We start from the raw sequence: 14,414 nt of genomic DNA, 5'->3' as shown, positions 1-14,414 counted from the left end.
CCATGCGCGTGCTGTTGCACACGCCGCTCAAAGCTCCTGACAGCCCTGTCGCCTCGGGCGACCGCGAAATGGCGCGAGGCCTGCAGCGCCTCCTCGAACGCCTCGGGCATCGGATCGTCACGCCGACGCAAAGTCGCATCGCCCCGGGCGTCCCGGCGCCGGAAGCCCATCTGGCCCTCGAGCGCCAGGCACGCATCAGGGCGAACCGCATCATCGCGCGCTGGCGGGCGTTGCCGAAGCGGCATCCCGAACGGTTCGACCTCTGGTTCACCTATCATTCGTGGTACCGCAAGCCCGACTGGCTGGGACCCGCGGTGACGCGCGCGCTGGGCATTCCCTACGTGATCGCGGAGGCATCGCATTCGCCGCGTCGCGCGCAGGGAGCGACGCGGCTTGGCCATCGTGCGGCGGAGCGGGCCATCGCGGCGGCGAATCTCGTGTTGACGCTGAATCCGCGCGACATCGCCGGCGTCAAGAGCCGGCTGCGTCCCGGGGCGCATCAACTTTCGTTGCCGCCATTCATCGATGCCGCGCCCTTCCAGGCGGCGGCCGGCGGCCGACGACTGAACGATCCGCCGGTGCTGCTCACCGTCGCCATGATGCGCACTCGTGCCAAGCTCGACTCCTATCGCGTGCTGGCGAAGGCCTTTGCCGCGTTGAAGGAACGCCGCTGGCAGGCGGTGCTGGTGGGCGACGGGCCGGCCCGCGCCGAGATCGAGAGGCTGATGGCGCCGTTCGGCTCGCGCGTGCGCTTCCTGGGGATCGTGCCGCACGAGGCCCTGCCGGCGGTCTATGCCGCCGCCGACCTTTACCTGTGGCCTGCAATCAACGAAGCCTACGGCATGGCTTTTCTCGAGGCCCAGGCCTGCGGTTTGCCGGTTGTCGCCGGCCGTACGGGCGGCGTGCCGGCGGTCGTTGGCCACGGCATTTCCGGCATCCTGGCCCCCATCGGCGATGCCTGCGCCTTTGCCGCCGCCGTCGGCTGGCTGCTCGACAATCCGGCCGAGCGCGCCCGCTTGGGCGCCGGCGCACGGCGCCGCGTCGCGCAGCACCACGACGAGCGCGCCGCCGCACGCGCGCTCAGCGGCATCCTGCGGCGGCTGCCGTGACCGGCGTCCGCTTTGCCGTCCTTCGCCATGCCCCGACCGCTTGGAACGCCTCCCGGCGCCTGCAGGGCATGACCGACATTCCGCTCAGTGCCGACGGCGAGGCGGTGGCGAGGAGCTGGCGCCTGCCGGCGCCGGCGCGTGACTGGCGGCGGGTCTGCAGCCCGCTCGAACGCGCGCGCCGGACGGCCGAGCTTCTCAGCCCGACAGCGCCCGCGGTGATCGAGCCGCGCCTGCGCGAGATGAGCTTCGGCCTCTGGGAGGGCCGGTCGGTCGCCGAGCTGCGGGCAACGATCGGTGCTTCGTTTCTCGAAGCGGAGCAGCGAGGGCTCGACTTCCAACCGCCGGGCGGGGAAACCCCACGCGCGACGATGCTTCGTCTGTCGGACTGGGCGTCGGCGGTCGCGGCCGACGGCCATCCGGTCGTGGCGATCTCACACAAGGCGGCAATCCGCGCGCTGCTCGCTCTGGCGACCGGGTGGGACATGACTGGTCCGCCGCCGGTGAAGCTCGACTGGCGCAGGCTGCACTACTTCGTCGCCCTTGGCGGCGGCAGCCTTGCCGTCGATCGGCTCAACGTGGAGATGGAGAGCGTATGACGCCGCGCATCATCTTCTACGTCCAGCACCTCCTGGGCATCGGCCATCTGCGACGCGCCGCCGTTCTCGCCCGCGCCCTGGCCGAGGGCGGGTTCGACGTTCTGATGGTGTCCGGCGGCGCGCCGATTGCCCTCGACCTCGGGCCCGCGCGCCTGCACCAGCTGCCGCCTGTCCGCGCGCGCGACGAGACTCTGCGCGAGCTGGTCCGGCTCGACGGAGCGCCGGTCGACCATGCCTTTCGGGCCGCGCGCGCGCAGGAACTGGTGTCGCTCCTGCATGCCGAAGCGCCGTCGATCGTGATCACCGAACAGTTTCCGTTCGGCCGCACGCAGTTGCGCTTCGAGTTAGTGCCGCTCGTCGAGGCGGCACGCGCCCTGCGTCCGCGGCCATCGATCGTCTGCTCGGTTCGCGACGTGGTGCGGCGGTCGGTCTCGTCGCAGCGAGTCGCCGAGACGCTCGAGATGCTCGCCGAGTTTGATCTCGTGCTGGTTCATGCCGACCCCAGGATCGCCGACTTCGGCAAGAGTTTCGCCGCCTGGGATCGTATCGCCGCGCGCGCCGTCTATACCGGCTACGTCGCGCCGCCGGCCCACGGCGTGAATGCAAGCGATGCCGGCACGAACGAGGTCGTCGTGTCGATCGGCGGCGGCGCCGTCGGCGCGCCCCTGCTCGAGGCGGCGCTGGCGGCCCGCCGTCGGGGCACGCTGGCCGACCGCCGCTGGCGGTTGCTGGTCGGGGCCAACCTTTCCGCAATCGACCGCGCCGCCCTGAAGCCGCAGGATGGGGTCGTGATCGAGCCGTCGCGGCGCGACTTCCCGACGCTGCTGGCCAACGCCGCACTGTCGATCTCGCAGGCCGGTTACAATACGGTGGTGGATATTCTGCGCTTCGCCGATCGCGCCCTGCTCGTGCCGTTCTCGACCGAGCGCGAAACGGAGCAGTCCGATCGCGCCCGTTTGCTGGCTGCACGCGGTATGGCCACTGTGGTGCCGGCAGCCTCGCTCTCTGCCGAAAGCCTCGCTGCTGGAATCGAGCAGGCCCTGGCCGGCCCCTCGCTGCGCAGCTTCCCGCCCTGCGACGTCGGCGGTGCGGCAGCGACGGTCGAGCTGTTGCGGACGAAAGTCGCATGAGCAGCTGGCGCGCCCTGGGCGAGGAGATCGCGCGCTGGCGCGATGCCGGCAGGACGGTCGAGCTGTGGTGGCGTGATGACGACGCCGCCGATGCGACCGCCAACCTCGACCGCCTCTTGAGCGTGCGGCGCGAGGTGCAGGCGCCGTTGGCGTTGGCCGTGATCCCCGCCATCGCCACGCCCGCCCTGGCCGCCCGGCTCGCAGGCGAGTCGGCCGTCGATCTGCTGCAGCACGGCTATGCCCACGTCAACCATGCGCCGGCCGGCGACAAGAAATGCGAGCTGGGGCCACATCGCCCGGCCATGCTGGTGCTGGGTGAGCTGGGCGCCGGCTGGCTCGCCCTCGAGCGGCTGTTCGGCGAACGGCCCCTGCCAGTCCTGGTGCCGCCCTGGAACCGCATCGCCCCGGCACTGGTGCCGGCCTTGCCGGAGATCGGCTTTGTCGGCCTCTCGTCGTTCGGCCGCCGTCCGAGGGCGGAGCCGGTCAGGGGCCTGTGCCAGGTCAACGCGCATCTCGATCTCGTGGACTGGAAAGGACGACGTGGCTTCGTCGGCGAGGAGACGGCACTCGCTGCGCTGATGGCGGCGTTGTGCGGCGCGCGGCAGTCGTCGCATGAGCCCGTCGGTGTGCTCAGTCATCATCTTGTGATGGACGAGGCCGCTTGGGATTTCCTAAGGTCGCTGTTGGAGAAAGCGGGAGCGATGTCGGGCGTGGAGGTGCGCGCGGCCCGTCGCGTTTTCGCGTGACGGGAGGCGCGGCCTTGAGTTCTGCCGTTTTGCGCTATCCGCGCCAGACGCTGTGGGCCGACTACATCCGCGCCGTGGCAGGGGCCGTGCTGTGCGGGTTGCCCTTGTTGCTGCTCCAGGTCAACCGGTGGATCGGCCTTCTGCTGGGGGCCGCCTGCCTTCTGTTTCTGCTCTTTCTCACCCGGACCGTCCTGCGTCAGATGACCCGCTACATTCTCGGCCCGGATACCTTCGCCGCGGATGGGCCGGCCGGCGGCTTGGTCGAATGGGCCCGGCTCGACCGCATGGCGCTTTCCTACTACTCCACCAAACGCGACCGCTCGGGCGGGTGGATGCAGCTCGCCGTGCGGTCGGCGGGCGCACGGTCCGTGAAGGTCGATTCGTCGCTCGACGGCTTTTACGATATCGTCGAGCGGGCGGCGAAGGCTGCGGAAGCATGCAAGCTCGAGCTCAGCCCGGCCACGCGCGCCAATCTGCGGTCGATGGGCATCACCGTGGCAGGTCAGGAAGAAGCAGAATGAAGGATCTGCTGCGGGTCGAGAATCTGACGGTCGAGTTTGGCGTCCACGAGGGCATCCTGCGCGCCGTCGACGAGGTCTCGTTCTCCATCCCGCCCGGCGGCACCGTGGCGCTGGTAGGCGAGTCCGGCTCGGGCAAGTCGGTATGCAGCCAAGCCATCATGGGACTTCTGCCGCGCGCCGCCTCGATCCCGTCCGGCTCGATTTTTTTCAAGGACCCGCGCGACGAATCGCCGGTCGTCGACATCGCCAAGCTGTCGCCGTCTGGCCCGGAAATGCGCGGCATCCGTGGCGGCGAGATCTCGATCATCTTCCAGGAGCCCATGACCTCGCTGTCGGCGCTCCACACCGTGGGCGATCAGATCGGCGAGGCTGTCGAGCTGCACGGCGCCCATGTCGGTCCCCGCGATTCGCGCGCCAGGATAGGTCGCGCCGAGATCGACGAGATCACCATCTCCATGCTGCGCATGGTCGGCTTCCCCGATCCCAAGCGCGCGCTCAGGACCTATCCCTTCGAGCTGTCGGGCGGCCTGCGCCAGCGTGCGATGATCGCCATGGCGTTGGTCTGCCGGCCGGCCCTCCTGATTGCCGACGAGCCGACGACCGCGCTCGACGTCACCATCCAGGCGCAGATCCTGCGGCTGATCAAGGACCTGCAGCAGGAGCTCGGCATGGCGCTCCTGATGATCACCCACGATCTCGGAGTGGTCGCCAACGTCGCCGACGACGTCGTGGTGATGTATCGCGGCAAGGTGGTCGAGTCGGGCAGCCTGCGCGACATCTTCCGCGACCCGCAGCATCCCTATCTCAAGGCGCTGCTGGATGCCGTGCCGCGCTTCGACATGAAGCCGGGCGAACGCCTTCAGCCGATCCGCGAGATCAAGGCCGCGACCGGACATCTGCTGCAGGAGAAGCCCGAGGCCCGGCCGGCGCCGAATTTCAATCCCGAGGCGCCGGTCCTGAAGGTTCGTCATCTCACCAAGACGTTCAGCATCCGCAAGGCCGACAGCCTGCTGGAGCAGCTTATGGGCGGCGGCACGGCCCGGGTGGTGCGCGCGGTGAACGACGTGAGCTTCGACGTCGCGCGCGGCGAATGCCTGGGCTTGGTCGGTGAATCGGGCTGCGGCAAGACCACGCTCAGCAAGATGCTGATGCGCGGCATCTCGGCCGACCGCAACGACGGCGCAAGCCGCGTCATCTTCGACGACTGGGGTCGCAAGACCGACGTGTTGACCCTGGAGGGCGAGGCGCTCGACCGCTTCCGCACCAAGCTGCAGTTCATCTTCCAGGACCCGTTCGGCTCGCTCAACCCGCGCATGACGGTCTACGACATCCTGGTCGAGCCGCTGATCATTCATAAGGTGGGCGACGAGGCCTATCGCCGCGAGATGGTGGGCGAGCTGATGGAACTGGTGGGGCTCGACCGCCGGCAGCTCAGCCGCTATCCGCACTCCTTCTCGGGCGGCCAGCGCCAGCGGATCGGTATCGCGCGGGCCCTCGCGCTCAGGCCCGACATGGTGATCTGCGACGAGCCGGTCTCGGCGCTCGACGTCTCCATCCAGGCCCAGATCCTCAATCTGCTGAAGGATCTGCAAAGGCAGCTCGGCCTCACCTATCTCTTCATCAGCCACAATCTCGCCGTGGTCGACTACATCGCCGACCGTGTCGCGGTGATGTGCGCCGGCCGGCTGGTCGAGCTCGCGCCTGCAGGCGTGCTGTTCCGCAACCCGCTCCATCCCTACACCCGCGCCCTCGTCTCGGCCGTGCCGTTTCCCGATCCCGACCAGCGGCTCGACCTGCAGGCCTTGATGGAAGGCAAGGCCTCCGACCCCGGGGAATGGCCGGCGCCCTTCACCGACACGGGCACCGAACGGCTCCACTGGACCGAGGTCGAGCCGGGCCACCATGTGCGCATGATGCGGGAGGCGGCCTGACCATGCTCCACTACGTCGCCCGGCGCCTGCTGCTGATGATCCCCACGCTCTTCGTCATCAGCCTGCTGGTCTACATGATCATCAACATGCCGCCCGGCGATTGCGTCACGGCGCAGATCGACGAGCTGCTGGCGCGCGGCGACGCCGATGCGCTCGCGCGCGCCGGCGAGCTGCGGGCCCTCTACGGTCTCGATCATTCCGTGTGGTATCGCTATTTCCACTGGCTGGGCGGCATCTTCCACTGGGACTTCGGTCTGTCCTGCCAGGACACGGTCCCGGTGAAGGATCTGATCGGCGAACGGCTGGCGCTCACCGTCGTCATGGAAAGCTGCACCATCATCTTCATCTGGACCGTCTCGTTCGTGATCGGCGTCTATGCCGCGACCCACCAGTACAAGCTGGGCGACTATGCCGCCTCGTTCATCGGCTTTCTGGGGCTCGCAATCCCCAACTTCCTGCTGGCGCTGGTGCTGCTCTATGTCGGCAAGGTCTATTTCGGCGTCTCGATCGGCGGGCTGATGGATCCCGAATTCATCGAGCAGCCGCTGTCCTGGGCCAAGGTCTCCTCGGTGGCCCAGCACCTCGTCATCCCGACGATCGTCATCGGCACCGCCGGGACTGCCGGCATGATCCGCCGCCTGCGTGCCAACCTGCTGGACGAGCTGCAGAAGCAGTACGTCGTCACCGGCCGCGCCAAGGGCCTTCCGCCGCTCAAGCTCCTGGTCAAGTATCCGCTGCGCCATGCCATCAATCCGTTCGTCGCCGATATCGGCCATCTCCTGCCCGAGGTCGTCTCGGGATCGGTCATCGTGTCGGTGGTGCTGTCGTTGCCGACCATGGGGCCGATGCTGCTCACCGCGCTCAAGACTCAGGACGTGAACCTCGCGGCCACCTTCCTGCTGTTCGTGGCCGTGCTCACCGTGATCGGCATGCTGATCTCCGATCTCCTGCTGGCGGCGCTCGATCCGCGCATCCGCTTCGGCGCGGCCGGCGAGAGGTGAGGGAAGGATGAGCGACACCGCTCCCCGGCCGTCGCGCGGGCGCCCGGCCAGCCAGACGCCCCACTTCGTGAGCCGCGAGCCGTGGGATCCCTACGTCGCCGACAGGCTCAGCGCCGATCAGGAAAAGTATTACATGGCCGGCCAGTGGAAGCTGATGTGGTGGCGCTTCCGCCGCCACCGGCCGGCAGTGGTCTCGGCCCTTTTCCTGACGATCATGTACTTCTCGATCCTGATCTGCGAATGGATCGCTCCCTACGACCTGCATACGCGGCACATCAGGTATATCTTCGCGCCGCCGCAGGCAGTCCATCTCTTCCACGACGGCAAGCTCATCGGGCCCTATGTCTACGGCTTCTCCGTCCATCGCGACCTGGACACGCTGCAGAGGGTCTACAAACCGGAGCACGGCGCGCCGCAGAAGCTGCGCTTCTTCTGCAGTGGTGAGCCTTACAAGTTCTGGGGCCTGATCGAGGGCTCCTTCCACTTCGTCTGTCCACCCGAGAACGGCACCCTCTTCCTGCTGGGGACCGACCGGCTGGGCCGCGACATGTTGAGCCGCATCGTCTACGCCGCGCGCATCTCGCTCACCATCGGCATCATCGGTATCGTGCTCTCTTTCGCGCTGGCGCTGATCCTGGGCGGGCTCGCCGGCTACTATGGCGGCTGGGTCGATTTGGTCGTCCAGCGCATCACCGAGATCCTGAAGAGCTTCCCGCACCTGCCGCTTTGGCTGGCGCTGTCGGCGGCGCTGCCCGTCACCTGGTCGCCGCTCCTGATCTATTTCGGCATCACCCTGATCCTGGCCTTGCTCGACTGGCCGAGCCTCGGTCGCGCCGTTCGCTCCAAGCTCCTGGCGCTGCGCGAGGAGGACTATGCCGTTGCCGCGCAAATGATGGGGGCAAAGCCCGCGCGCATCATCGGCCGCCATCTGCTGCCGGGCTTCATGAGCCACCTGATCGCCTCGGCGACCCTTTCCATCCCGAGCATGATTCTGGCCGAGACGGCGCTCAGCTTCCTGGGCCTGGGTCTGCGGCCGCCGATCACCTCCTGGGGGGTGCTGCTGAACGAGGCGACCGACATCAATGTGGTGGCCGTGAACTGGTGGCTGATGATGCCCGTCGTGCCGGTGATTCTGGTGATTCTGGCCTATCAGTTCATGGGTGACGGCATGCGCGATGCGGCCGATCCCTACGCGTAAAGCATGGCTCGCCGGTAAGCGGCTGAAAAATCGGCGAAATCGCCAAAAGACCCGCCGAATCCTAGTGTGATTAAAAAATCACACTTCCGCCCTATTTGGGTCTAGCGACGGCCACCCCGGCTTTCCATGTTCGGGCTGTATCTCCCCCGAACGTGGTCCCCCCAAAGCCACGTTCAGCCTCTTCGGAGGCGTTCGGCCGTCCTGTCATTCTCCCCCGACAGGACGGCCTTTTTCTTTCCGGCGCAGTGCAAGCCGAGCATGGTACGAGGGCGGCGCATGACGACCGCCCTTCTCGAAGTCTCGGGCCTGGCCTGCCGCCGCGGCGGACGGCGGGTATTCGACGGGGTTTCTTTCGCGCTTGCGAACGGCGACCTCTTGACGCTGACCGGCCGCAACGGCAGCGGCAAGACCACGCTGTTGCGCGCACTCGCCCTGCTTGTCACGCCTCGGGCCGGCACGATTCTGTGGCGGGGCGAGGAAGTTCGCGAGGAGCGGGAAGCCTGGCGCGCGAGACTCGCCTGGCTCGGCCATCAGGATGGGCTGAAGGGCGATCTGACGGTGCTCGAGAATATCGCGGTCGCCGAGCGGTTGCATGGCCGCGAGGCGGATTCGGAGCGGATCGGGGCAGCGCTCGCGGCGTTCGATCTCGCCTCCCTGCGGCAACGCCCCGTCCGCACCTTGTCCGCCGGCCAGCGCCGCCGTGCGGCGCTCGCGCGGGTAGCTGCCTCGCAGGCATCTTTGTGGCTGCTCGACGAGCCGCTGAATGCGCTCGACGCGCCGGCGCAGAAGGCCTTGCACGAGGTGCTGTCCCGACACCGTGCCACAGGCGGCCTCGTCGTGGCCGCGACCCATGCGCCGCTGGAACACGCGCGCGTGCTCGAGCTCGGTGTTTGATGGCCATCGTGGCGCTTTTTCTGCGCGACCTGCGGCTGGTATGGCGGCGGCCGGGCGACGTGGCGGTCGTGCTGGCGTTCTTCGTTATCGCCACGGTGCTGTTCCCGTTGGGCATCGGGCCGGAAGCCAACCTGCTGGCGCGCATCGCCGCCGGCGTGCTGTGGGCCGCCGCCCTCTTTGCCTCGATGCTCTCGCTCGATCGGCTGTTCGCGGCCGACTACGAGGACGGCGCGCTGGATCTCCTGCTACTGGCGCCATGGCCGCTGGAACTGGCGGCGCTCGCCAAATGCGCCGCCCACTGGGTGGTGACCGGCCTGCCGCTCGCGGTGCTGGCGCCCCTGATCGGCCTTGCCTTCGGCCTCGATGATCGAAGCCTTGCCGTGCTGGCGCTGACGCTGCTGGTCGGCACCCCGGCACTCTCCCTGATCGGCGGGCTGGCCGCCGCGCTCACCCTGGGGGCGCGACGCAGTGGCGCGCTGCTGGCGCTGCTGGCGCTGCCGCTCTGCGTGCCCACCTTGATCTTCGGCGCCTCGGCGATCGAGGCGACCGCGACGGGAGAAAGCTTCGTGGTCCATGTGGCGATCCTGGGCGCGCTGGCGCTGGTCGCACTGGCGACGCTGCCGTGGGCGATCGCCGCGGCCTTGCGCCAGGCCGGCGAGTGAGGCGATAGAGGGCGCACGGATCCGACATGGCTGCCCTCCACTTCTTCGCCAATCCCGCGCGCTTTCGCCGCTTCAGCCAGCGTGTGCTGCCCGCGCTCTGGGTGGTGACGGCGCTGGCGCTGACGATCGGCCTCTATTGGGGGCTGGTGATCGCGCCGCCCGACTATCAGCAGGGCGACACGGTCCGCATCATGTTCCTGCATGTGCCGACGGCCTCGCTGTCGATGGCGGGCTATCTCCTGTTGGCGGCGCTCGGCGCGTCGCTGCTCGTGTGGCGCCATCCGCTGGCCGGTCTGATGGCGCGGGCCGCGGCGCCGGTGGGTGCGACCTATGCCGCCGTCTGCCTGATCACGGGCTCGCTGTGGGGCCGGCCGATGTGGGGCACCTACTGGGTGTGGGATGCGCGTCTCACCTCGTTCCTGCTGCTCTTCTTCCTCTATCTCGGCCACATTGCGCTCAGCCGCGCCTACGACGATTCCGAACGTGGCGATCGTGCCGCGGCGATCCTGGCGGTCGTGGGCGCGATCAACGTGCCGATCATCAAGTTCTCGGTCGACTGGTGGAACACCCTGCACCAGCCCGAATCGATCATGCGTCTCGGCGGACCCGCGATCGACCCGTCCTTGCTGTGGCCGCTGCTCTGGATGATGGGCGCCATGGCGCTGCTTTTCGTCGCGCTGGTGCTGCTGCGCACCGAGACCGAGATCGATCGCCGCCGCCTCGAGATCGCCGAGAACCAGGACTAGCGGACGTCATGGACCGACGCGGCCGCCGGCTTTTTCTCGGCATCAATCTCGCGGCCGTGCTGGCGGGCGTGGCCGCCTTCCTGCTCTATCGCAGCCTGCAGCCGGCGCCGGGCAGCGACACGCATCTCGAGGGCGCGATCACCAGGCTCGAAAGCTACGACCTGTTCGACGATATGGGCTATCTGCTGAAGCCCAACCAGCGCGTGACGGCGCGCCTCGTCGCGCCCGGCCGGACGATCTACGACGTCAGCTACGGGATCGGCCCCGACGGCTTTCGCGTGATGCCGCCCGAGCCGGCCGATCCCGATGCCTGCATCGTGCTGTTCGGCGATTCCAACACCTTCGGCATCGGCGTGCAGGACGACCAGACTTACGCCTGGCAGCTCGCCGAGCGCGGCAAGGGCCGGCTCGCGGTCTACAATTTCGGGATCGGCGGCTCGGGGCCGCACCAGATGCTGGCCGGCCTGCAGTCCGGTCGCTTCCAGAAGATCCTGCGCTGCACACCCACGCACGTGATCTATTTCTTCATCGCCGAGCATATCGGCCGCGTCACCAGCCGGCTCGCGCCTTGGGATCCGCACGGGCCGCGCTATCGCCTGGGCGCCGACGGCAGGCCAGTGCGCGACGGCAATTTCGATACCCGGCCGCACGACCCGCCGCCCGATCTCGACGAAGGCATCCTGGGCTGGCGGCGGCTCATCTACGGCGTCGATCGCTTCGGCACGCGGGCCGAGACCGAGCTCACCGCGGCCGTCATGGTCGAGGCGGCGCGCGAGATCTGGCGCATCGCCCCCAAGGCCGAGTTCCATGTGCTGTTCTGGACCATGGTCGACGACAAGCGGCTCGACGAGCTCGCCCACGACCTGACAGCGGCCGGCGTCGTGGTCGACCCGGTGCAGCGAATCGTCCCGGACTATCGCCGCCACCAACTGCGTTATGTCATCGGTCGCGCGGACGGCCACCCCAAGCCCATGACGCACAGCAAGATCGCCGACTACATCTTGAGGCAAATCGTGGCAAAGCGCCGCTCGGCCGATGCTTCCTCGGCCCAGCCCGTTGGGCTATCCCACGCGCCATGATCCTGTTGGCTTCGGGCTTTTTCGCCATGGGCGGCTACGGCGCCTTCATCTGGAGCGCCTATGGCGCGGCCCTGGCCGCGATCGGCGGGCTGGTCGTGGTCTCTGTCGGCCAGCACCGCAAGGCGCGGCGGGCCCTGGCCAGCCGCGGGCTGGAGCGGCGGCGGTGACGCCCAAGCGCAAGCGGCTGTGGCTGCTGCTGGGGTCGCTCTGTGTGCTGGGGGTGGCGGCGGCGCTGGTGCTGTCGGCGCTTTCCGACAATATCGTCTTCTTCTATTCGCCGACCCAGCTCGCCGAGAAGCATCTGCCGCCGGATCGTCGCCTGCGGATCGGCGGCTTGGTCGAGAACGGCAGTGTGCGCAAGGAGGGCACCGAGGTGCGCTTTCGCGTCACCGATCTCAGGCGCAGTGTCGAGGTGGTCTATCGCGGCATCCTGCCCGATCTGTTCCGCGAGGGGCAGGGCGTGATCGTCGAGGGCTCGCTCGGTGCCGACGGAATCTTCACTGCGCGCGAGGTGCTGGCCAAGCACGACGAGAAATACATGCCGCCCGAGGTCGCCAAGGCGCTGAAGGAGTCCGGCCGCTGGCAGGAAGGCGAGGGGACGGTGAAATGATCTTCCGTCGTCCCTTTTTGCAAATTCCTGTTCGTGTCATCCCGAGCATGGCGAGGGATCTTTGGTCGGAATCGCAAAAGATCCCTCACTTCGTTCGGGATGACACGGCTTGCGATGGGGAGGGGGACGTATGATCCCCGAGCTCGGCCACTACGCCTTGATCCTGGCGCTGGCGGTGGCGCTGGTGCAGGCGACGTTGCCGCTGGTGGGCGCCTCGCGCGGCGACATCCGGCTGATGGCGCTCGCCCGCACGGCGGCGCTCGCGCAGGCCGGCCTGATCATCCTTTCCTTCGCCGCGCTCACCGGAGCCTACGTGACGTCCGACTTCTCGGTCGCGACCGTGGTCGCCAACTCGCACTCGGCCAAGCCGCTGCTCTATAAAATCAGCGGCGTGTGGGGCAATCACGAAGGCTCCATGATGCTCTGGGTGCTGATCCTCGCCGTGTTCGGCGGCGCGGTCGCGCTGTTCGGCGAGAACCTGCCCGACTCCCTGCGCGCGCGCGTGCTCGCGGTGCAGGCCTGGATCGGCGTGGGCTTCCTCGCCTTCATCCTCTTCACCTCGAACCCGTTCCTGCGCCTCTCGCCCGCGCCGCCGGACGGCAACGGCATGAATCCGCTCTTGCAGGATCCCGGCCTCGCCTTTCATCCGCCGCTCCTCTATCTCGGCTATGTCGGCTTCTCGGTGACCTTCGCCTTCGCCATCGCCGCGCTGATCGAGGGCCGCGTCGACGCCGCCTGGGCGCGCTGGGTGCGGCCGTGGACGCTCGCCGCCTGGTGCTTCCTCACGCTCGGCATCACGCTCGGGAGCTGGTGGTCCTATTACATCCTCGGATGGGGCGGCTTCTGGTTCTGGGACCCGGTCGAGAACGCCTCGCTGATGCCGTGGCTCGCCGGCACCGCGCTGCTGCACTCGGCCATCGTCGTCGAGAAGCGCGATGCGCTCAAGAGCTGGACGGTGCTGCTGGCGATCCTCGCCTTCTCGCTGTCGCTGCTCGGCACCTTCCTGGTGCGCTCGGGCGTGCTCACCTCGGTGCACGCCTTCGCGCAGGATCCGGCGCGCGGCATGTTCATCCTCGGCTTCCTGGTGGTGGTGATCGGCGGCGCGCTCGGTCTCTACGCCTGGCGGGCGCCGACCTTGCAGCCGGGCGGCCTGTTCCAGCCGGTGAGCCGCGAGGGCGCGTTGATCGTGAACAACCTGCTGCTCTGCACGCTCTGCGCCACGGTGCTGATCGGCACGCTCTATCCGCTGTTCCTCGACCTCGTGGAGGGCGCCAAGGTTTCGGTCGGACCGCCGTTCTTCAACATCACCTTCGTGCCGATCTCCTTCGCGCTGTTCGCGGCGATGTGCGTGGGTCCGTTCCTGGGCTGGAAGCGGGCCGAGCTGTGGCCCGCCCTGGTGCGCCTGCGCGCGGCCTTCGCCGTGGCGGTGATCGGCATGGTGCTCGCCGCGACGGTGATCGATGCCCGCGCGACCCTGGCGGCGATCGCCTTCGGCTTCGGTGTCTGGTTGATCCTGGGCAGCATCCTCGAATTCGCCGACCGCGTGCGGTTGGGCCGCGCGCCATGGGCCGAGACGAAGCGACGGCTGCTTACGCTGCCGCGCGCCTCGATCGGCATGACGATCAGCCACGCGGCGCTGGGCTTCGTCGTGCTGGGCGCGGTGGCGACCTCGGCTTGGAACGTCGAGCTGATCCGCACCTTCAAGGTCGGCGACAGCGCGCCGTTCGCCGGCTGGCAGGCGACGCTCACCAATGTCGAGGCCGTGCGCGGTCCCAACTACGACGCCGAGCGCGCCACCATCACGCTCACCCGGGACGGCAAGCCCTACGCCGTGCTGACTCCGGAGCGACGGATGTTCCGCGTGCAGCGGCGCGAGACGGCCGAGACCTCGATCCGCACCAACTTCCTGCGCGACGTCTACGCCACGCTGGGCGAGGGCGATGCGCAGAAGGGCTGGACGGTCCGTCTCTACGACAATCCTCTCGCGCCCTGGATCTGGCTCGGCGCCGCGCTCTGCGCGCTGGGCGGCTTCGTCTCCCTCTCCGACCGCCGCCTGCGCATCGGCGCCCCGCGGCGCTCGCGTATCGTCGCACAGGCCGCCGAATGATGATGTTCAGTGGAGCGCGCCACTCCAGTGGCGCATCTTCCGGACCGCGGGCTTCCAGCCCGCTCATGAGCGCGCAAGATGCGC

The 14,414-nt window shown here is 68.4% G+C and carries 15 protein-coding genes; all 15 read left to right on the top strand.

The genetic code is table 11. From position 1 onward, the window contains the following. Positions 1-2: 2 nt before the first annotated feature. The 15 genes from OJF58_RS09780 (at position 3) to OJF58_RS09710 (ending at position 14,330) form a co-directional block, all read left to right on the top strand. Positions 3-1,109, top strand: coding sequence for a glycosyltransferase family 4 protein (locus tag OJF58_RS09780; RefSeq protein ID WP_300783863.1), 1,107 nt, complete (start codon positions 3-5; stop codon positions 1,107-1,109). Further along, positions 1,106-1,705 (top strand): histidine phosphatase family protein, encoded by a 600-nt coding sequence (locus tag OJF58_RS09775; protein WP_300783862.1) that lies wholly within the window; start codon positions 1,106-1,108, stop codon positions 1,703-1,705. Before OJF58_RS09780 ends, OJF58_RS09775 begins: the two co-directional genes overlap by 4 nt. After that, positions 1,702-2,835: a glycosyltransferase gene (locus OJF58_RS09770; protein ID WP_300783861.1), complete on the top strand. Its 1,134-nt coding sequence runs from the start codon at positions 1,702-1,704 to the stop codon at positions 2,833-2,835. Before OJF58_RS09775 ends, OJF58_RS09770 begins: the two co-directional genes overlap by 4 nt. Further along, complete coding sequence (locus tag OJF58_RS09765; protein WP_300783859.1) at positions 2,832-3,581, top strand: polysaccharide deacetylase family protein; 750 nt, start codon at positions 2,832-2,834, stop codon at positions 3,579-3,581. Before OJF58_RS09770 ends, OJF58_RS09765 begins: the two co-directional genes overlap by 4 nt. Before the next feature lie 14 nt (positions 3,582-3,595). After that, on the top strand, positions 3,596-4,102 hold the full coding sequence (locus tag OJF58_RS09760) for a hypothetical protein (protein WP_300783857.1): 507 nt from the start codon (positions 3,596-3,598) through the stop codon (positions 4,100-4,102). Beyond that, positions 4,099-6,033 carry an ABC transporter ATP-binding protein gene (locus OJF58_RS09755; RefSeq protein ID WP_300783855.1) on the top strand — a complete coding sequence of 645 codons (1,935 nt, stop codon included), beginning with the start codon at positions 4,099-4,101 and terminating at the stop codon, positions 6,031-6,033. Before OJF58_RS09760 ends, OJF58_RS09755 begins: the two co-directional genes overlap by 4 nt. Before the next feature lie 2 nt (positions 6,034-6,035). Continuing rightward, entirely contained in the window at positions 6,036-7,034 is a 999-nt protein-coding gene (locus OJF58_RS09750; RefSeq protein ID WP_300783853.1) for an ABC transporter permease, read from the top strand. Positions 7,035-7,041: 7 nt separating this feature from the next. Next, positions 7,042-8,232, top strand: coding sequence for an ABC transporter permease (locus tag OJF58_RS09745; protein ID WP_300783851.1), 1,191 nt, complete (start codon positions 7,042-7,044; stop codon positions 8,230-8,232). A gap of 276 nt (positions 8,233-8,508) precedes the next feature. Beyond that, positions 8,509-9,126: a cytochrome c biogenesis heme-transporting ATPase CcmA gene (gene ccmA, locus OJF58_RS09740; RefSeq protein ID WP_300783849.1), complete on the top strand. Its 618-nt coding sequence runs from the start codon at positions 8,509-8,511 to the stop codon at positions 9,124-9,126. Continuing rightward, entirely contained in the window at positions 9,126-9,788 is a 663-nt protein-coding gene (gene ccmB, locus OJF58_RS09735; RefSeq protein ID WP_300783847.1) for a heme exporter protein CcmB, read from the top strand. The genes ccmA and ccmB overlap by 1 nt, the downstream gene beginning before the upstream one ends. A gap of 26 nt (positions 9,789-9,814) precedes the next feature. Then, positions 9,815-10,534: a heme ABC transporter permease CcmC gene (gene ccmC / locus OJF58_RS09730; protein ID WP_300783845.1), complete on the top strand. Its 720-nt coding sequence runs from the start codon at positions 9,815-9,817 to the stop codon at positions 10,532-10,534. Positions 10,535-10,542: 8 nt separating this feature from the next. Further along, positions 10,543-11,613 (top strand): SGNH/GDSL hydrolase family protein, encoded by a 1,071-nt coding sequence (locus OJF58_RS09725; RefSeq protein WP_300783844.1) that lies wholly within the window; start codon positions 10,543-10,545, stop codon positions 11,611-11,613. After that, on the top strand, positions 11,610-11,780 hold the full coding sequence (gene ccmD, locus OJF58_RS09720) for a heme exporter protein CcmD (protein ID WP_300783843.1): 171 nt from the start codon (positions 11,610-11,612) through the stop codon (positions 11,778-11,780). Before OJF58_RS09725 ends, ccmD begins: the two co-directional genes overlap by 4 nt. Beyond that, a complete protein-coding gene (gene ccmE / locus OJF58_RS09715; RefSeq protein ID WP_300783841.1) occupies positions 11,777-12,223 on the top strand; it encodes a cytochrome c maturation protein CcmE in 447 nt (148 codons plus the stop codon). Before ccmD ends, ccmE begins: the two co-directional genes overlap by 4 nt. A gap of 130 nt (positions 12,224-12,353) precedes the next feature. Further along, a complete protein-coding gene (locus OJF58_RS09710; protein ID WP_300783839.1) occupies positions 12,354-14,330 on the top strand; it encodes a heme lyase CcmF/NrfE family subunit in 1,977 nt (658 codons plus the stop codon). The last annotated feature ends 84 nt before the right edge of the window (positions 14,331-14,414 follow it).

The organism is Enhydrobacter sp. (genome assembly GCF_030246845.1).
GTDB lineage: Bacteria > Pseudomonadota > Alphaproteobacteria > Reyranellales > Reyranellaceae > Reyranella.
The sequence above is the reverse complement of the archived record's forward strand: the minus strand, read 5'-3'. Positions and strand labels throughout refer to the sequence as shown.